This is a genomic window from Cupriavidus sp. 05T313, assembly GCF_056396665.1.
This window is the reverse complement of record NZ_JBFTLX010000071.1, coordinates 1-17,929: the sequence shown is the minus strand read 5'-3', so window position 1 is coordinate 17,929 and position 17,929 is coordinate 1. Positions and strand designations below refer to the sequence as shown.

The following is a 17,929-nucleotide window of genomic DNA, read 5'->3' as shown; positions in this document are numbered from 1 at the left end:
GGGGCTTCCCGCATGAACGAGTTCCTTCCGCAGTTCACCCAGCAACTGGTCAATGGCCTGACGCTGGGTGCGATCTATGCGCTGATTGCCATTGGCTACACCATGGTCTACGGCATCATCGGCATGATCAATTTTGCCCACGGCGAGATCTATATGATCGGCGCCTACGTGGGCCTGGTGACGCTCACTGCGATCGGTGCGAGCGCGGGTTATCCGCTGCCGCTGGTGCTGGGCGCCGCCTTGCTGGTTTCGGTGCTGGTCACCGGCCTGTACGGCTTCGCGGTGGAGCGGGTGGCCTACCGGCCCCTGCGCGGCGGGCCGCGGCTGGTGCCGCTGATCTCCGCCATCGGCATGTCGATCTTCCTGCAGAACTATGTGCAGATCGGGCAGGGCGCGCGCGACGTGTCCGTGCCGGTGCTGCTCTCCGGCGCCATCGAGTTCCAGATGGGCAGCGACTTCACCGTGACCATGCCGTATTCGCGGCTGCTGATCGTGGGCGTGACGCTGGTGCTGATGATCGCGCTGACGCTGTTTATCGGCCATTCGCGCATGGGCCGCGCCTGCCGCGCCTGCGCCGAAGACATGCGCATGGCCAACCTGCTCGGCATCGACACCAACCGCGTGATCTCCTTCACCTTCGTGCTGGGCGCGATGCTGGCGGCGGTGGGCGGTGTGCTGATCGGCCTGACCATCGGCAAGCTCAATCCCTATATCGGCTTCGTCGCAGGCATCAAGGCTTTTACCGCGGCGGTGCTTGGCGGCATCGGCAGCATCCCCGGCGCCATGCTGGGCGGTGTGCTGCTGGGCTTGGCGGAAACCTTTGCCTCCGGCTACATGCCGGCCGAGTACAAGGACGTGGTGGCCTTCGGCCTGCTGGTGCTGATCCTGCTGTTCCGCCCGACCGGCCTGCTGGGCAAGCCCGACGTTGAAAAGGTATGACGCCATGACACAAGCTATTTCTACGCCGATCAACGTGGCGCAAAGCGCCCCGGCAGGGCAGACCCTGAAGAACGCCATCGTCGCGGCCGTGATGACGGCCATCCTGACTATTCCCGTGCTGGGGCTGCAGCTCAAGCTGGACGGCTACAAGGTTGTGTTCGAGCCGCACTGGAAGCCGGTCTGGCTGGCGGTGGGCGCGGTCTTCCTGTTCCAGCTGTTCAAGCCGCTGTTCCTGCGCGCCACCGCCGGCGTCAAGGTGCCGAGCCTGCCCGCGCTGGGCACCGGCCAGCAACGCAAGGTGATCTGGCTGCTGCTGGCGGTCGGCTTGGTGTTCCCGTTCTTCGGCTCGCGCGGCGCGGTGGACGTGGCCACGCTGGCACTGATCTACGTGATCCTCGGGCTGGGCCTGAACATCGTGGTGGGCTACGCCGGGCTGCTTGACCTGGGCTACGTCGGCTTTTACGCGGTGGGCGGCTACACCTACGCACTGCTCAACCAGTACTTCGGCCTGACCTTCTGGGAATGCCTGCCGATCGCAGCCTGCATGTCGGCCACCTTCGGTTTCCTGCTGGGCTTCCCGGTGCTGCGGCTGCGTGGCGATTACCTGGCCATCGTCACGCTGGGCTTCGGCGAAATCATCCGCCTGCTGCTCAACAACCTGACCAGCCTGACCGGTGGCCCGGACGGCGTGTCGGGCATCCCGAAGCCGACCGTGTTCGGCATCGAGATGGCACGCAGCGCGAGCGTGGAGGGCGCCAAGACTTTCCACGAGCTGCTGGGCTGGGACTACAGCGGCGAGCACATGGTGATCTTCCTGTACCTGCTGGCGCTGCTGCTGGTGGGCTTCACGCTGTTCGTCACCAGCCGGCTGATCCGCATGCCGATGGGGCGCGCGTGGGAAGCCCTGCGCGAGGATGAGATCGCCTGCCGTTCGCTCGGCCTGAACCCGACCCGCATCAAGCTGTCGGCATTTACGCTGGGCGCGGCCTTCGCCGGCCTGGGCGGCGCGTTCTTCGCCGCGCGCCAGGGCCTGGTTAATCCCGAATCGTTCACCTTCATCGAGTCCGCGCTGATCCTGGCGGTGGTGGTGCTGGGCGGCATGGGCTCGCAACTGGGCGTGATCCTGGCGGCCATCCTGCTGACCGCGCTGCCGGAAATGGCACGCGGCTTTGCCGAGTACCGCATGCTGATCTTTGGCCTGGTGATGGTGCTGATGATGATGTGGCGTCCGCAGGGCCTGCTGCCCGCGAGCCGCCCCCACGTGGAGTTGCCGCAATGAGTCAAGTTCAACAAGCGGAACTGCTGAAAGTCTCCGGCCTGCAGATGCGCTTCGGCGGCCTGCTGGCGGTCGACGGCATCGATTTCGATGTGCGCCGTGACGAAGTCTTCGCCATCATCGGCCCCAACGGCGCGGGCAAGACCACGGTGTTCAACTGCGTGGGCGGCTTCTACAAGCCGACCGCCGGCGAGGTCTCGCTGGACGGCCATTCGATTGCCCGCCTGCCGAGCCACCAGGTGGCGCGCCGCGGGCTGGTGCGCACGTTCCAGAATATCCGTCTGTTCAAGCAACTGACGGTGGTGGAGAACCTGCTGGTGGCACAGCACCTGCAGGTGCGCTCCGGCCTGCTGCACGGGCTGTTCGCCACGCCGGCCTATCGCCGCGCCGAACGCGAGGCGCTGGAGCGCGCTTCGGTGTGGCTCGAGCGCATGGGTCTGCGTGGCGTGGCCAACCGCGAGGCGGGCACGCTGTCGTACGGCCACCAGCGCCGGCTGGAGATCGCGCGTTGCATGATCACCAATCCGCGCCTGTTGATGCTCGATGAGCCCGCGGCCGGGCTCAACCCGCAGGAAAAGGTCGAGTTGTCGCAACTGATCGACCAGTTGCGGCGCGAGTTCAAGATCTCGGTGCTGCTGATCGAACACGACATGAGCCTGGTGATGGGCGTGTCCGACCGCATCCTGGTGATGGAGCACGGCCGGCCGATCGTGATCGGCAAACCGGCCGAAGTGCGTAACGATCCGCGCGTGATCAAGGCTTACCTGGGAGAGGACTGATGCTGAAGCTGGAAAAGGTCCATACCCATTACGGCGCCATTGAAGCGCTGTCTGGCGTATCGATCGAAGTGAACAAGGGCGAGATCGTCACGCTGATCGGCAGCAACGGCGCTGGCAAGACCACGCTGATGATGACCGTGTGCGGCTCGCCGCGCGCGTCGAGCGGACGCGTGATGTTCGAAGGACAGGACATCACGCGGCGTCCTACCCACGAGATCATGCGTCTCGGCATGGCGATCTCGCCGGAAGGGAGGCGCGTGTTTCCCAGCCTGACGGTGCTGGAAAACCTGAAGATGGGCGCCTTCTTCGGCAAGCGCGACGAGATCGAGGCGGGCGTCGAGCACGTCTACAAGCTCTTCCCGCGCCTGAAGCAGCGCTCGGCCCAGCGCGCCGGGACCATGTCCGGCGGCGAGCAGCAGATGCTGGCCATCGGCCGCGCGCTGATGAGCCGGCCCCGGCTGCTATTGCTGGATGAGCCTACCCTCGGCCTGGCGCCGCTGGTGATCGCGCAGATCTTCGACATCATCCGGACCATTCGTGACGAAGGCGTCACTGTGTTCCTGGTGGAGCAGAACGCGAACAAGGCGCTGGGCGTGGCGGATCGTGGCTATGTGCTGGAGACGGGGCGCGTGGTGCTGGCGGACACTGGCGCCAACCTGTTGGCCAACGATCGTATCAAGAGCGCGTATCTGGGCGGTTGAGCCCATCTTTTTCCCCGCTCGTCCGCCTGGCGGCCGAGCGGGAGAACGCCCACGCCATTCCCCCCTTTTCGCCATCGGCGAAATCCCCCTTTCGCCAATCACATTACATTCCCGCCGCCGCGCGGCCCGGCCAGGGCCCGGTCGCGCGCTATCGCTGTGGCATAATCGATTGCGAAGTCAAGCATCGCAGCAAGCCGCAGTTCATTGCCCGCATTCCTGCGAAAAATCCCCGCAAACTACCGCGCGACGCCGCCAACCGTGCAGTTCCGAACGGTCCCGGCCCGCCCCCCTGCATCATGGCCAAGACGCTTTACGACAAACTTTGGGATGACCACACCGTGCACGTCGAGGATGACGGCACCACGATGCTGTACATCGACCGGCATCTGTTGCACGAAGTCACCAGCCCGCAGGCGTTTGAAGGCCTGAAGCTGGCGCAGCGCCCGGTATGGCGCATCAGCGCCAACCTGGCGGTGTCGGACCACAACGTGCCGACCACCGATCGCAGCCAGGGTATTTCGGATCCGGTGTCGAAGCTGCAGGTGGACACGCTGGACAACAACTGCGACGCGTATGGCATCACCCAGTTCAAGATGAACGACCTGCGCCAGGGCATCGTGCACGTGATCGGGCCGGAGCAGGGCGCCACGCTGCCGGGCATGACGGTGGTGTGCGGCGATTCGCATACCAGCACGCACGGCGCGTTCGGCGCGCTGGCGCACGGCATCGGCACCTCCGAGGTGGAGCACGTGCTGGCCACACAGACGCTGCTGGGCAAGAAGGCCAAGAACATGCTGGTGCGCGTGGAAGGCAAGCTGCCGCGCGGCTGTACCGCCAAGGACATCGTGCTGGCCGTGATCGGCAAGATCGGCACCGCCGGTGGCACCGGGTACACCATTGAGTTTGCCGGTTCGGCCATCCGCGACCTGACCATGGAAGGGCGCATGACGGTGTGCAACATGGCCATCGAGGCGGGTGCGCGCGCTGGCCTGGTTGCCGTCGACGATGTCACGCTCGAATACGTCAAGGGCCGCCCGTTCTCGCCGCAGGGCGTGGAGTGGGAGCAGGCCGTGAACTACTGGCGCACGCTGCATTCGGACGCCGGCGCGCATTTCGACCAGGTGGTCGAGTTGCGCGCGGAAGAGGTCCGCCCGCAAGTGACCTGGGGCACCTCGCCCGAGATGGTGATCAGCATCGAGGACCGCGTGCCGGATCCCGAGAAGGAAAAAGACCCAAACAAGCGCAACGCCATGGAGCGCGCGCTGGAGTACATGGGCCTGCAGCCTAACGTGCCGGTGGACAGCATCAAGATCGACAAGGTCTTCATCGGTTCCTGCACCAACTCCCGCATCGAAGACATGCGCGCCGCCGCCTGGGTCGTGCAGAAGCTGGGCCGCCGCGTGGCGAACAACGTGAAGCTGGCGATGGTGGTGCCGGGTTCTGGCCTGGTCAAGGAGCAGGCCGAGCGCGAAGGGCTGGACAAGGTCTTCAAGGCCGCAGGCTTCGAGTGGCGCGAGCCGGGCTGCTCGATGTGCCTGGCCATGAATGCCGACCGCCTGGAAGCGGGCGAGCGCTGCGCATCGACCTCGAACCGCAATTTCGAAGGGCGGCAGGGCGCGGGTGGCCGGACTCACCTGGTGAGCCCGGCGATGGCTGCCGCTGCTGCCATCGAAGGCCACTTTGTCGATATCCGCCAGCTCGGCTAAATCGCGCAGGCTCATCATGAAACAAGCCCTGATCGTGTTGCTCGCATGCGTGTGCATGCTGCAACTGGCCGGCTGCCATACGATGGCCGGCCTTGGCAAGGACACACAGGCCGCAGGCCGCTCGCTCGAAAACGCGGCAAAGAAGTAAGGAACCGACCATGGACAAGTTCACTGTACACAGCGGGCTCACGGTGCCCCTGGACCGCGAGAACGTCGACACCGACGCCATCATCCCCAAGCAATTCCTCAAGTCGATCAAGCGTACCGGCTTCGGCCCCAACCTGTTCGACGAGTGGCGCTACAAGGACGTGGGCCAGCCCGGCCAGGACAACAGCAAGCGGCCGCTGAACCCGGACTTCGTGCTCAACCAGCCGCGCTACCAGGGTGGCTCGATCCTGCTGGCACGCCGTAATTTCGGTTGCGGCAGCTCGCGCGAGCACGCGCCGTGGGCGCTGACGCAATACGGCTTCCGCGCCGTGATTGCGCCGAGCTTTGCCGACATCTTCTTTAACAACTGCTACAAGAACGGCCTGCTGCCGGTCGTTCTGACCGAGTTGCAAGTCGACCATATCTTCAACGAGACCAACGCGTTCAACGGCTACAAGCTGACGATCGATCTCGACAAGCAACTGGTGATCACGCCGGGCGGCGACAGCTACGCGTTCGATATCGCACCGTTCCGCAAGTACTGCATGCTCAATGGTTTCGACGATATCGGCCTGAGCCTGCGCCATGCCGACAAGATCAAGGCATACGAGGCGGAACGCGTGGCGAAGATGCCGTGGCTGAACAATCGCGTGGTTGGTTGAGACTGGCTGGAACGCCGAGACATAAAAGGAAGACAGAGCATGAAAATCGCAGTCCTGCCGGGTGACGGCATCGGTCCCGAAATCATCGCGGAGGCCGTCAAGGTCCTGAACGCGCTCGACGAGAAGTTCGAGCTGGAAACCGCGCCGGTGGGCGGCGCGGGCTACGAGGCCAGCGGCCATCCGCTGCCCGACGCCACGCTCAAGCTGGCCAAGGACGCCGACGCTATCCTGTTCGGCGCCGTGGGCGACTGGAAGTACGACAAGCTGGATCGCCCGCTGCGTCCCGAGCAGGCCATCCTGGGTCTGCGCAAGCACCTGCAACTGTTCGCCAACTTCCGTCCGGCGATCTGCTATCCGGAGCTGACCGGCGCCTCCAGCCTGAAGCCCGAACTGGTAGCCGGCCTGGATATCCTGATCGTGCGCGAACTGAACGGCGACATCTATTTCGGCCAGCCGCGCGGCATGCGCGAAGCGCCGGACGGTCCCTTCAAGGGCGCGCGCGAAGGCTTTGACACGATGCGCTACAGCGAGCCGGAAATCCGCCGCATCGCGCATGTCGCCTTCCAGGCCGCCGCCAAGCGCGGCAAGAAGCTGTGCAGCGTCGACAAGGCCAATGTGCTCGAGACTTTCCAGTTCTGGAAGGACGTCGTGATCGACGTGCACAAGGAATATCCGGAAGTCGAGCTGTCGCACATGTACGTGGACAACGCGGCCATGCAACTGGTCAAGGCACCCAAGAGCTTCGACGTCATCGTCACCGGCAATATGTTCGGCGACATCCTGTCGGACGAGGCCGCCATGCTGACGGGTTCGATCGGGATGCTGCCGTCGGCTTCGCTGGACGCCAATAACAAGGGCCTGTACGAGCCTTCGCACGGTTCCGCGCCCGACATCGCCGGCAAGGGCGTGGCCAATCCGCTGGCCACCATCCTGTCGGCGGCGATGATGCTGCGCTTCTCGCTGAACCGCGCCGAACAGGCCGACCGCATCGAGAACGCCGTCAAGAAGGTACTGGCCCAGGGCTATCGCACCGGCGACATCCTGACGCCGGGCTGCAAGCAGGTCGGTACGCGCGAGATGGGCGAGGCCGTCCTGGCCGCGCTGTAAGCCGTATCAAGTTGAAAAGGCGCCGCATGCGGCGCCTTTTCTTTTATTTGTCCCCGATTTCCCCCGTGTGGCAGCGCCGCAAAATCGTGTAGACTTTGCGGATGGTCCGAATCTTCCAGTCCCCCTCGACTGCCATCGCCGCCCCGGTTGCTACCCGCAGCCCGGTTGGCCTGGGTTCGCACGGCCACCCGCTTACCGCAACGACGATTAAAACCATTATTACCAAAACGATCGGCTAGATCGTTCGTCGTGCCTGCTCGTCTTCCCCGCGCAGTCACGTCGRGCGAAGAAAGCGCGGGGAAGTTCAAATCACATCCGAGGTTAGTCATGATTGTAGGTCTCGTCGGCTGGCGAGGAATGGTCGGCAGCGTCCTGATGCAACGCATGCAGGAAGAGCGCGATTTCGACCATATCGAGCCCGTATTCTTCAGCACGTCCAACGCTGGCGGCCAGGCCCCGGCCATGGCCAAGAATGAAACCAAGCTCCAGGACGCGAACGACATCGAAGCGCTGAAGAAGTGCGACGTGGTCCTCACGGCCCAGGGCGGCGATTACACCAACGAGATTTTCCCGAAGCTGCGCGCGGCCGGGTGGAAGGGCTACTGGATCGATGCGGCGTCCTCGCTGCGCATGAAGGACGATGCCATCATCGTGCTCGATCCGGTCAACCTCGGTGTCATCAAGGACGCGCTGACCAAGGGCGTCAAGAATTTCATCGGCGGCAACTGCACGGTCAGCTGCATGATGATGGGCCTGGGCGGCCTGTTCCAGCACGATCTGATCGACTGGATGACCTCCATGACCTACCAGGCCGCTTCGGGCGGCGGTGCGCAGCACATGCGCGAGCTGCTGACGCAGTTCGGCACGCTCAATGCGTCGGTCAAGTCGCTGCTGGATAACCCGGCATCGGCCATCCTGGAAATTGACCGTACCATCCTGGCAACCCAGCACGGCCTGTCGGCCGACGAAACCAAGCAGTTCGGCGTGCCTCTCGCCGGCAACCTGATTCCCTGGATCGACAAGGATCTGGGCAACGGCGTGTCGAAGGAAGARTGGAAGGSCGGCGCCGAGACCAACAAGATCCTGGGYCGCGGCGAWGGCTTCCTGGGCGCGACCGGSGCTWCSCCGATCGCCGTGGACGGCCTGTGCGTGCGSATTGGCGCSATGCGCTGCCAYTCGCAGGCGCTGACCATCAAGCTGCGCCGCGATGTGCCGCTCGATGAGATCGAAGGCATGCTGGCCGAAAACAACCAGTGGGCCAAGGTTGTGCCAAATACCCGTGAGGCCAGCATGACCGACCTCACGCCGGCAGCCGTGACCGGTACCCTGACCATTCCGGTGGGGCGTTTGCGTAAGATGCAGATGGGTGGTGAATACCTGTCGGCCTTCACCGTCGGCGACCAGTTGCTGTGGGGCGCCGCCGAACCGCTGCGCCGTATGCTGCGCATCCTGATCGAAGCCTGAGTCCGGGAGTGGCCCTTCAGGCAGCCTCAAGGCATGTCTTATGGTCCTGGGCCGGGTGTTCGGGGGTTTCGTTGCAGCAAGGCAACAGAAACCCCCGGCTTTGATGACAACGCCGCGCCTGTGCGCGGCGTTGTCATTCCCGGCTGACTATTTTTCCCGGCGGTGCGTCACAATACAGCCGGCATATGCCGGGCTGCGGGGCGGTCGTCCGCACGTCCGTACGAGTTGGCGCGGGGCTCAGTCGGGACGCTAACTTGCTGCGCTAAACCATTGATGTTAAGTTAATTTCATTACTAGAACACAACGGAGCACAAGGTGAGTGTGAGCCAACATCGCCGGAAAGATGCGCCTATAGCCCGCCAGCGCTGGTCAACGCTGGCCTTCACGGCACTGGGTTTGCTGCTCGCGCAGCCGGCCGCTTACGCCGCGGGGTTCGGGCAACTACGGGTACAGTCGAATCTGGGTCAGCCGCTGCAGGCGGAAATCGATATTAGTGGTGTCAGTGCGGAAGAAGCGGACGGGCTGACCGTCAAGCTGGCGTCGCCCGATGCGTATGCCAAGGCCGGCCTGACCTATCTGCCGGCGGTCAACAGCCTGCGGCTGCAGGTCGAGCGCCGTCCCAACGGCAGCTATGTGGCGAGGGTCCGGTCAACCCAGCCACTCAGCGAGCCTTTCGTCGACATCCTGGTCGACATGACATGGGCTAGCGGCAAGGTGTCGCGCGCCTACACCTTCCTGCTGGATCCGGCCGGCGCCAAGCCATCCAACCAGACTTTCTCGCCCACCACGGTGGTGCAGGCGGGAACCCCGGATGAGGCCGGCGCTGCCGGCCCGGCGGCATCGGCTCCCGCGCCAAGCGCTGCGCCTGTGCCCGCCGCGGCACCGGCCCCGGTGGCGGCTAGCCAGGCGCCACGGCCGCAAGCCAAGGCACCGGCGCCACGGCCGCACCGTGCCGCAGCGCCGGTGGCTGAAGGTACGGCCGCGGCTGCCGGCATGTACACCGTCCAGCGCGGGGATAACCTCACTGCCATTGCCAACGAAGCCTCCCAGGGGCAGGATGCGGTCTCGCTCGACCAGATGCTGGTCGCGCTGTATCGCAACAATCCGAACGCGTTCATTGGCGGCAATATGAACCGCCTCAAGGCGGGCGCCGTGCTCAAGGTGCCCAGCCAGCAGGAAGCGCAATCGGTCACGCCGCGGGCGGCGCGGCGCGAGGTGGTGGCACGCACGCACGGCTTTGACGCTTACCGTAGCCGCCTGGCGACGGCCGCCGCCGCGCGCACGGTCGAAGCCGGCAGTGGCCGCGAACAGTCGGGCAATGTCACCGCACGCGTGCAGGAACAGGCTGCGCCGGCCGCGGGCCCGCGCGACGAACTCAAGCTCAGCAAGCCCGACCGGGGTAGCCAGGCCGCCGCCGCCGCTGCGGAAAGCAGTATCGCCAAGGAACGGCAACTCAAGGAAGCCGAGGCGCGTCTCGCGCAGCTTGAGAAGAACGTTAGTGACATGCAGCGGCTGGTCGAGCTGAAGAACGCCGAGATTGCCAAGCTGGCCCAGACGCAGAAGAGCGCGGGCAAGGATGGCGCCGCGGCGCCGTCGGCTGCGCCTGCCGCGGCGCCGTCGGCTGCGCCTGCCGTGGTGCCCGCCGGTACGGCCAAGGCCGACGCCGGCGCCACCGCCGCACCGGTCACGGCGGAGGCTGGCGCGGGTGCCAGCGCTGCCACGGCGGCGACTGCGGCTGCAACCACCGCAACCGCGGCAGCGCCGGCTTCGGCGGCCTCCGCTAATGCTGGCGCCAGCGGCGCGAATGCAAGTGCGGCGGACACCGCCGTTGCCGCCGCCAATCCTGCCGCCGCCTCCACGCCGACTGCCAAGCGCCCGCCGGTCGTGACGCAGCCCCAGCCGGTGGCACAGCCGTCCTTCATCGAGGATCTGCTGGCCAACCCCATGCTGCTGCCCGGTGGTGGCCTGCTGATCGCCTTGCTGGGCGGCTATGCCATCTATCGTCGGCGGCAGCAACAGAAGTCCAGCGAGAACGCTGCCTTCGGGGACAGCGTCCTGTCGCAGGAAAGCACCGTCATGGCGGGCGGCAATTCACTGTTCGGCACCGCAGGTGGACAGAGCGTCGATACTTCGCAGCACAGTGTGTTCGGCGCTGATTTCCGCATTGGCAACAATGCCGCGGAAGCCAACGAGGTCGACCCGATTGCCGAGGCCGATGTCTATATCGCCTACGGGCGTGATGTGCAGGCCGAGGAGATCCTGCGCGAAGCGCTGCAGCAAAACCCTGAGCGCCAGGCGATCCGCCTGAAGCTCATGGAGATTTACAATAATCGTCAGGATGTGGAAGGTTTTCGCGTGATTGCAGAAGAAATGTTCGCCCAGACGGGCGGACAAGGGGCGGAGTGGGTACAGGCAGCGGAAATGGGACGGCGCCTCGAGCCGGGCAACGCTTTGTACCTGAGCGTGGCGCCGGACACGGCTTCCGGCGATACCACTACCTTGCCGGGCGATCAGTGGCGCACCCACGATCCCTCGCAGGATCCGGCGGCGGCACCCCGCGAGACCGCGCTGGCGGACCTGGCTGATCTGGCGTTGCCGCTCGACGGCTTTCCCGCGCCCGCGGCCGGCGCGCCGATTACCGCGCCGGAGTCGGCCTCGCTCGTGTTCGGCGATGCCGACGCGTTGCCTGAGGCACTTGCCACCCGCCTGGACGATGGCCTTGACCTGGATCTGGATTTGCCGGCACCCCAGGGCCACGGCGCCCATGAGGATATCCCGGCGCTGGATACGCCCACGCGCAGCCGACCGCTCGACTTCGATATGTCCGGTATTTCGCTGGACCTCAATCCGGACAGCCGGGACGACTCGGTGGGCGATAGCCACGAGACCCGTACTTTCTATGGCGCATCGTCGCTGCCGGCGCCTACGATGCTGCGCGACGGCAAGCTGTCCGAGCCGATCGACCTGTCGCGCGTGAGCGCGGAGAGCGGGCTGGACACGTCGCGCGGGATCTCCCCGAGCACCTTGTCGGCGGACGTCGTCGATGGTGGCCGCGACATGCAGATCAAGTTCGATCTGGCTAGGGCCTATATCGAAATCGGCGACAAGGAAGGCGCGCGGGAACTGCTGCAGGAAGTGGTGGATCAGTCGCAGGATCCCCTGTTGACGGAGGCCCGCAGCCTGCTGCGTGACGTGGCCTGACAGGCCAGGCTGTATGATGGCGGGCTGTGCGCAGGCAATGCGCCCGGCAGCTCGCCACGGATGCGCCGGGAGCCTGGCTCCCGGCGCATTTGCTTTTTGCGGGCCGGCAATCGCTGGCTTTCGCCGGTTGTGCTCCGTTTTCGTTCATTCGTTCGCGCTTTGCCCGTCAATTTCCGCTTGTCAATTTCCGCCTCATGAACCGCATCGCCCTCGGCCTCCATTACGACGGTGCCGCTTTCTCCGGCTGGCAGTCGCAACCGCACCGCAATACGGTGCAGGACCGGCTAGAAGACGCAATTGAGCGCTTCGCCGGCCGCCGTGTGCAGACCACGGTGGCAGGCCGCACCGATACCGGCGTGCATGCGCTCGGACAGGTGATCCATATCGACACCGACTTGTCGCGCGAGCCGTTCTCCTGGGTGCGGGGCGTCAACGCCTTCCTGCCGCCCAGCATCGCGCTGCAATGGGCCAGGCCGGTCGACGAGGGCTTCCATGCGCGTTTCCTGGCCTTCGAGCGCATGTACTACTACGCGCTCTATACCGGCCCGCACCGCGTGCCGCTGGTGCACGGCAGGGCTGGCTACCAGATGCTGCCGCCGGGCCAGGGCCTGGACGTCGACGCCATGCGCGCCGCTACTGCCTGCCTGCTGGGCGAGCACGATTTTTCCGCCTTCCGCGCCGCAGAGTGCCAGGCCAAGTCGCCAGTCAAGACCATGTACGACATCACGCTCAAGGCCGATGGCGATTGGTTGTTCGTGCGTTTTCGCGCCAGCGCCTTCCTGCATCACATGGTGCGCAACCTGATGGGGTGCCTGGTCGCGGTAGGGCGGGGCCGCTACCCGCCGGGCTGGATGGCCGAAGTGCTGGCCGGGCGCAGTCGCGCCAAGGCAGCACCCACCTTCATGCCCGACGGCCTCTACCTCGCCGGGGTGAAGTATCCTGAGCAATACGGGATTCCGGTCGCGGACACGGCGGCCAGCCTGTTCCATGGAGTGTTTGCCAATGACCCAGTCGCCTGAGCCGGGCCGCGCCGCGCCGCGCCGCACCCGCGTCAAGATCTGCGGGCTCACGCGCGAGGATGACGTTCGCGCGGCAGTGGATGCCGGCGCCGACGCGATCGGCCTGGTTTTCTATCCGGGCAGCCCCCGCTTTGTCGAGGTGGCGCGCGCCGCCGCGCTGGCCGAAGCCGCCGGCGCCTTCGTCTCGGTTGTGGGGCTGTTCGTCAACGCGGATGCCGACGAGATCGCCCATGTGGTCGAGCGTGTGCCGCTTACGCTACTGCAATTCCATGGCGACGAGAGCCCGGAGGCTTGCACGCAGGCGGCCCAGCGCTGCCGGCTGCCGTTTCTGCGCGCGGCACGCGTCCAGCCCGGCCTTGATTTGGTAGAATTCGCGGATCTGTATCGTGATGCCGCTGCCTTGCTGCTTGATGCCTTCGTCGAAGGCTACGGCGGTGGCGGGCACGTCTTCGACTGGACCCTGATACCCCCGGCATGGCTTCCACCCACCCACAACCCGACCGCAAGCGCCGCTCCTCGGATCGTTTTGAGTGGTGGGTTGAACGCGCAAAACGTCGCTGGCGCGATTGAGCGCGTGCGGCCCTACGCTGTCGATGTAAGCAGTGGCGTGGAGGCCGCCAAAGGCGTGAAAGACCACGCCAGGATTGCCGCCTTCGTGCGCGCCGTGCGCAGCGCGGATGCCGGGTAGGGCAGCTTGCCCATCGGGCAGCCAGCCTCCCGCCTGCTCCGTGCCTGCCCCGCGCACGACCCTAACGTCATCGAGCCCCTGCCAGACCGGCAAGGGCCCTGTTCAGAAGAGCTGACTCATGTACGACCTGCCCGATTCCCGTGGCCATTTCGGCCCCTATGGTGGTTCCTTCGTTTCCGAAACGCTGGTGCACGCGCTGGACGAACTGCGCGAAGCCTATGCCCACTTCCAGAAAGATCCCGAGTTCGACGCGGAATACCGCCGCGAACTGAAGCATTTCGTCGGCCGGCCCTCGCCGATCTATCACGCGCAACGCTGGAGCGAGATGCTCGGCGGCGCGCAGATCTATCTCAAGCGCGAAGACCTCAACCACACCGGCKCSCACAAGATCAAYAACGTSMTKGGCCAGGCRCTGCTSGCCAARCGSATGGGCAAGCCGCGGGTGATTGCCGAGACCGGCGCTGGCCAGCACGGCGTGGCCACCGCGACCATCGCCGCGCGCTTTGGCATGGAATGCGTGGTCTACATGGGCTCGGAAGACGTCAAGCGCCAGGCTGCCAACGTCTACCGCATGAAGCTGCTGGGCGCTACCGTGGTGCCGGTGGAAAGCGGCTCCAAGACCCTCAAGGACGCGCTCAATGAAGCGATGCGCGACTGGGTCACCAACGTCGAGAACACCTTCTACATCATCGGCACCGTGGCCGGCCCGCACCCCTACCCGATGATGGTGCGCGATTTCCAGTGCGTGATCGGCGAAGAATCCAAGGTCCAGATGCCCGAACTGACGGGCCGCCAGCCCGACGCCGTGATCGCCTGCGTGGGCGGCGGTTCCAATGCCATGGGCATCTTCTACCCGTATATCGAGCACAAGGACGTGCGCCTGATCGGCGTGGAAGCCGCYGGCGACGGGCTCGAAACCGGCCGCCATGCCGCCGCGCTGATCGGCGGCTCGCCGGGCGTGCTGCACGGCAACCGCACCTACCTGCTGCAGGATGCCGACGGCCAGATCATCGAGACGCATTCGATTTCCGCCGGGCTGGACTATCCGGGCGTCGGTCCCGAGCACGCATGGCTCAAGGACATCGGCCGCGCCGAGTATGTGCCGATCACCGATGAGGAAGCGCTCAAGGCCTTCCACGACTGTTGCCGCATCGAAGGCATCATCCCGGCACTGGAATCCAGCCACGCCATTGCCTACGCCTGCAAGCTGGCGCCGACGCTGCCCAAGGACAAGCTGCTGCTGGTGAATCTGTCGGGCCGGGGCGACAAGGACATGCATACCGTGGCCGAACGTTCGGGGCTGAAGCTCTGATGCGCGACTTTCTCCCGCCGGGCGCCGCTGAAGGCGGCGCCCCGTCCGCACCCCTCGCGGCGCCGCAACTGACGCTTTACCAGGAAGACGTGCTGGAAGGCATCAAGCGCATTGCCGACGGCTCCATCGACCTGATCGTGGCCGATCCGCCCTATGGCCTGGGCAAGGATTACGGCAACGACTCTGACCGCCTGTCCGGGCAAGCCTACCTGGAATGGTCGGCGCGCTGGATCGATGCGGTGGTGCCCAAGCTGGCGCCGCGCGGCTCCTTGTACCTGTTCTGCACCTGGCAATACTCGCCGGAACTGTTCGTGATGCTCAAGCARCGGCTGACCATGATCAACGAGATCATCTGGGACCGSCGCGTRCCGAGCATGGGMGGCACCACGCGCAAGTACTCCTCGGTGCACGACAACATCGGGTTCTTCGCCGTGGCTCGTGACTATTACTTCGATCTCGACTCCGTGCGCGTGCCGTACGATGCCGAGACCAAGAAGGCACGCAGCCGACCGCGTTTCGAGGGCAAGAAATGGCTCGAGGTGGGCTACAACCCGAAGGATCTGTGGAGCGTGCCGCGGATCCACCGGCAAGATCCGGAACGTGCGGACCATCCCACCCAGAAGCCGCTGCATATCGTGCAGCGCATGGTGCTGGCCAGTTGCCCGCCGGGCGGGCTGGTGYTTGACCCATTCACCGGCAGCGGCACGACCGCGGTGGCCTGCGCGCTGCACGGACGGCGATTCGTCGGCTACGAGATGAATCCCGACTATGTGCGCGTGGCGCGCGAACGCGTCGCGGCTTGCATCAGTTCGCCACAGGCCGCGCCGGCTACCCTGAACATCGCAGCAGCGAACGACGAGCCCTTGCTGGCTGCCTTGTCCACGCCGTTGCCCACCATTGCTCAATGACCATGTCCCGAATCAATTCGACTTTCGCGGCGCTAGCCGCGCAGAACAAGAAGGGCCTGATTCCGTTCATCACCGCGGGCGATCCCGAGCCCGGCCTGACCGTTGCGCTGATGCACGCGCTGGTGGCGGGCGGCGCCGACGTCATCGAGCTCGGCGTGCCGTTTTCCGACCCGATGGCCGACGGCCCGGTGATCCAGCGTGCCTCCGAGCGCGCGCTCGCGCAGGGCGTGACGCTGACCAAGGTGCTGGCCTGGGTGACGGAGTTCCGCCAGACCAATGCCACCACGCCGGTGGTGCTGATGGGTTACGCCAACCCGATCGAGCGCATGGGCGAGGCGGTCTTCGCCAAGGCCGCGGCGGCGGCCGGCGTCGACGGCGTGCTGGTGGTCGATTACCCGCCCGAGGAGTGCGAGTCCTTCGCGGCGCAGATGYGCACCCACGGGATGGACCCGATTTTCCTGCTGGCGCCCACCTCCACGGACGATCGCATCGAAGCTGTGGCCAAGCTGGCGAGCGGCTACCTGTACTATGTGTCGCTCAAGGGCGTGACCGGTTCGGCCACCATCGACCTCGATAGCGTGGCCGCGCGCATTCCGCTGATCAAGCGCCATGCCAACCTGCCGGTGGGCGTGGGCTTCGGCATCCGCGACGCGCAGACCGCGCGCACGATCGGCAGCGTGGCCGATGCCGTGGTGATCGGCAGCCGCCTGGTGCAGTTGCTCGAAGATGCGCCGCGTGACCAGGCGGTACAATCGCTGCAATCGTTCATCGCGGAAATCCGCCAGGCGCTCGACGCCTGAACGTGATTTACGCGGCACCGCCCGTGCTTGCGCGCGGGCGGGCAATGCAACAAAAACGCACGATTTTGGCGGCAGTTGTGCCGCAACAGGCGCATCGCCCCGGCTGAACGGGGACTGCGGATCGCAGGCATGGTAAATTCGCGGCCTGACATGTTCCGCGCATGTGCCGAAAGGAGCCTTTCATGAGCTGGTTGGATAAACTCCTCCCCCCCAAGATTCAACAGACCGACCCCTCCACCCGCAAGGGCATTCCGGAAGGGCTGTGGGTCAAGTGCCCGTCGTGCGAGTCGGTGTTGTACCGTACCGACGTCGAGGCCAACCTCCACGTCTGCCCCAAGTGCGACCACCATATGCGCATCCGCGCCCGCGCCCGCCTCGACGGGCTGCTGGACGCCGAGGGCCGCTATGAGATCGGCCAGGAGATACTGCCGGTCGACGCGCTCAAGTTCAAGGACACCAAGAAGTATCCCGACCGCATCAAGGCCGCCATGGACGACACCGGCGAGACCGATGCCATGGTCGTGATCGGCGGCGCTATCCATACCATTCCGGTGGTGGTGAGCTGCTTCGAGTTCGAATTCATGGGCGGCTCCATGGGTTCGGTGGTGGGCGAGCGCTTTGTGCGTGGCGCCCAGGCGGCGCTGGAGCAGAAGGTGCCGTTTATCTGCATTACCGCCACGGGCGGTGCGCGTATGCAGGAAAGCCTGCTGTCGCTGCTGCAGATGGCCAAGACTACGTCGATGCTGAACCAGCTGTCGAATGCCAAGCTGCCGTTTATCAGCGTGCTGACCGATCCCACCATGGGCGGCGTGTCGGCCAGCTTTGCGTTCCTGGGCGACGTTGTGATCGCCGAACCCAAGGCTTTGATCGGCTTTGCTGGTCCGCGCGTGATTGAACAGACGGTGCGCGAGAAGCTGCCTGAAGGCTTCCAGCGGGCTGAGTTCCTGTTGCAGAAGGGCGCTATCGATATGATTGTCGATCGCCGCAAGATGCGGGATGAATTGGCGCAGTTGCTGGCTTTGCTGCAGAAGCAGCCGGCGGATGCGGTGGCGTAAGGGTTGGGTTGGTGATGGTGATTAGGCGCGGACGGTTGTTCGCGCTTTTTCGCTTTTTGGGGTGGTGGTTGATAGGTTTAGCTGCAACTTCAACTTCAACTTCAACTTCAACTTCAACTTCAAAGTCAAAAGCAGTTTCACCTCCCCTTCGGGGAGGCGACCTAC

16 protein-coding genes are annotated in these 17,929 nt (G+C 65.1%); all 16 read left to right on the top strand.

The window, feature by feature from the left end:
- Positions 1–12 precede the first annotated feature (12 nt).
- Entirely contained in the window at positions 13–939 is a 927-nt protein-coding gene (gene livH, locus AC1DKD_RS17310) for a high-affinity branched-chain amino acid ABC transporter permease LivH (RefSeq protein ID WP_441635717.1), read from the top strand.
- Positions 940–943: 4 nt separating this feature from the next.
- Entirely contained in the window at positions 944–2,218 is a 1,275-nt protein-coding gene (locus AC1DKD_RS17305; protein WP_441635715.1) for a high-affinity branched-chain amino acid ABC transporter permease LivM, read from the top strand.
- Positions 2,215–2,994, top strand: coding sequence for a high-affinity branched-chain amino acid ABC transporter ATP-binding protein LivG (gene livG / locus AC1DKD_RS17300; protein WP_035866056.1), 780 nt, complete (start codon positions 2,215–2,217; stop codon positions 2,992–2,994). The genes AC1DKD_RS17305 and livG overlap by 4 nt, the downstream gene beginning before the upstream one ends.
- A complete protein-coding gene (locus tag AC1DKD_RS17295; protein WP_035866058.1) occupies positions 2,994–3,695 on the top strand; it encodes an ABC transporter ATP-binding protein in 702 nt (233 codons plus the stop codon). The genes livG and AC1DKD_RS17295 overlap by 1 nt, the downstream gene beginning before the upstream one ends.
- Before the next feature lie 296 nt (positions 3,696–3,991).
- Entirely contained in the window at positions 3,992–5,401 is a 1,410-nt protein-coding gene (gene leuC / locus AC1DKD_RS17290; protein ID WP_441635713.1) for a 3-isopropylmalate dehydratase large subunit, read from the top strand.
- A gap of 16 nt (positions 5,402–5,417) precedes the next feature.
- Positions 5,418–5,549, top strand: coding sequence for an entericidin A/B family lipoprotein (locus AC1DKD_RS17285; protein WP_441635711.1), 132 nt, complete (start codon positions 5,418–5,420; stop codon positions 5,547–5,549).
- Between the two features lie 10 nt (positions 5,550–5,559).
- Positions 5,560–6,210, top strand: a complete 651-nt coding sequence (leuD, locus tag AC1DKD_RS17280; RefSeq protein ID WP_035866068.1) for a 3-isopropylmalate dehydratase small subunit — start codon at positions 5,560–5,562, stop codon at positions 6,208–6,210.
- Positions 6,211–6,249: 39 nt separating this feature from the next.
- A complete protein-coding gene (gene leuB / locus AC1DKD_RS17275) occupies positions 6,250–7,317 on the top strand; it encodes a 3-isopropylmalate dehydrogenase (protein WP_441635708.1) in 1,068 nt (355 codons plus the stop codon).
- A 327-nt stretch (positions 7,318–7,644) separates the two neighbouring features.
- Positions 7,645–8,781, top strand: coding sequence for an aspartate-semialdehyde dehydrogenase (gene asd, locus AC1DKD_RS17270; RefSeq protein ID WP_477143507.1), 1,137 nt, complete (start codon positions 7,645–7,647; stop codon positions 8,779–8,781).
- A 315-nt stretch (positions 8,782–9,096) separates the two neighbouring features.
- Complete coding sequence (locus tag AC1DKD_RS17265; RefSeq protein ID WP_477111985.1) at positions 9,097–11,982, top strand: motility hub landmark protein FimV; 2,886 nt, start codon at positions 9,097–9,099, stop codon at positions 11,980–11,982.
- Between the two features lie 194 nt (positions 11,983–12,176).
- A complete protein-coding gene (truA, locus tag AC1DKD_RS17260) occupies positions 12,177–13,001 on the top strand; it encodes a tRNA pseudouridine(38-40) synthase TruA (RefSeq protein ID WP_441637290.1) in 825 nt (274 codons plus the stop codon).
- Positions 12,985–13,689, top strand: a complete 705-nt coding sequence (locus AC1DKD_RS17255; protein WP_276286721.1) for a phosphoribosylanthranilate isomerase — start codon at positions 12,985–12,987, stop codon at positions 13,687–13,689. Before truA ends, AC1DKD_RS17255 begins: the two co-directional genes overlap by 17 nt.
- 118 nt (positions 13,690–13,807) lie before the next feature.
- Positions 13,808–15,001 carry a tryptophan synthase subunit beta gene (gene trpB / locus AC1DKD_RS17250; RefSeq protein WP_477143506.1) on the top strand — a complete coding sequence of 398 codons (1,194 nt, stop codon included), beginning with the start codon at positions 13,808–13,810 and terminating at the stop codon, positions 14,999–15,001.
- On the top strand, positions 15,001–15,909 hold the full coding sequence (locus tag AC1DKD_RS17245; protein WP_477143505.1) for a DNA-methyltransferase: 909 nt from the start codon (positions 15,001–15,003) through the stop codon (positions 15,907–15,909). Before trpB ends, AC1DKD_RS17245 begins: the two co-directional genes overlap by 1 nt.
- Positions 15,910–15,911: 2 nt before the next feature.
- Positions 15,912–16,709, top strand: a complete 798-nt coding sequence (gene trpA / locus AC1DKD_RS17240) for a tryptophan synthase subunit alpha (protein ID WP_477143504.1) — start codon at positions 15,912–15,914, stop codon at positions 16,707–16,709.
- Between the two features lie 182 nt (positions 16,710–16,891).
- Complete coding sequence (gene accD, locus AC1DKD_RS17235) at positions 16,892–17,764, top strand: acetyl-CoA carboxylase, carboxyltransferase subunit beta (protein ID WP_035866096.1); 873 nt, start codon at positions 16,892–16,894, stop codon at positions 17,762–17,764.
- Positions 17,765–17,929 lie beyond the last annotated feature (165 nt).

Excerpts from the sequence above, each read along its gene's own strand:
- livH (WP_441635717.1), top strand. The coding sequence starts at position 13 with ATGAACGAGTTCCTTCCGCAGTTCACCCAGCAACTGGTCAATGGCCTG.
- AC1DKD_RS17305 (WP_441635715.1), top strand. The coding sequence starts at position 944 with ATGACACAAGCTATTTCTACGCCGATCAACGTGGCGCAAAGCGCCCCG.
- livG (WP_035866056.1), top strand. The coding sequence starts at position 2,215 with ATGAGTCAAGTTCAACAAGCGGAACTGCTGAAAGTCTCCGGCCTGCAG.
- AC1DKD_RS17295 (WP_035866058.1), top strand. The coding sequence starts at position 2,994 with ATGCTGAAGCTGGAAAAGGTCCATACCCATTACGGCGCCATTGAAGCG.
- leuC (WP_441635713.1), top strand. The coding sequence starts at position 3,992 with ATGGCCAAGACGCTTTACGACAAACTTTGGGATGACCACACCGTGCAC.
- AC1DKD_RS17285 (WP_441635711.1), top strand. The coding sequence starts at position 5,418 with ATGAAACAAGCCCTGATCGTGTTGCTCGCATGCGTGTGCATGCTGCAA.
- leuD (WP_035866068.1), top strand. The coding sequence starts at position 5,560 with ATGGACAAGTTCACTGTACACAGCGGGCTCACGGTGCCCCTGGACCGC.
- leuB (WP_441635708.1), top strand. The coding sequence starts at position 6,250 with ATGAAAATCGCAGTCCTGCCGGGTGACGGCATCGGTCCCGAAATCATC.
- truA (WP_441637290.1), top strand. The coding sequence starts at position 12,177 with ATGAACCGCATCGCCCTCGGCCTCCATTACGACGGTGCCGCTTTCTCC.
- AC1DKD_RS17255 (WP_276286721.1), top strand. The coding sequence starts at position 12,985 with ATGACCCAGTCGCCTGAGCCGGGCCGCGCCGCGCCGCGCCGCACCCGC.
- accD (WP_035866096.1), top strand. The coding sequence starts at position 16,892 with ATGAGCTGGTTGGATAAACTCCTCCCCCCCAAGATTCAACAGACCGAC.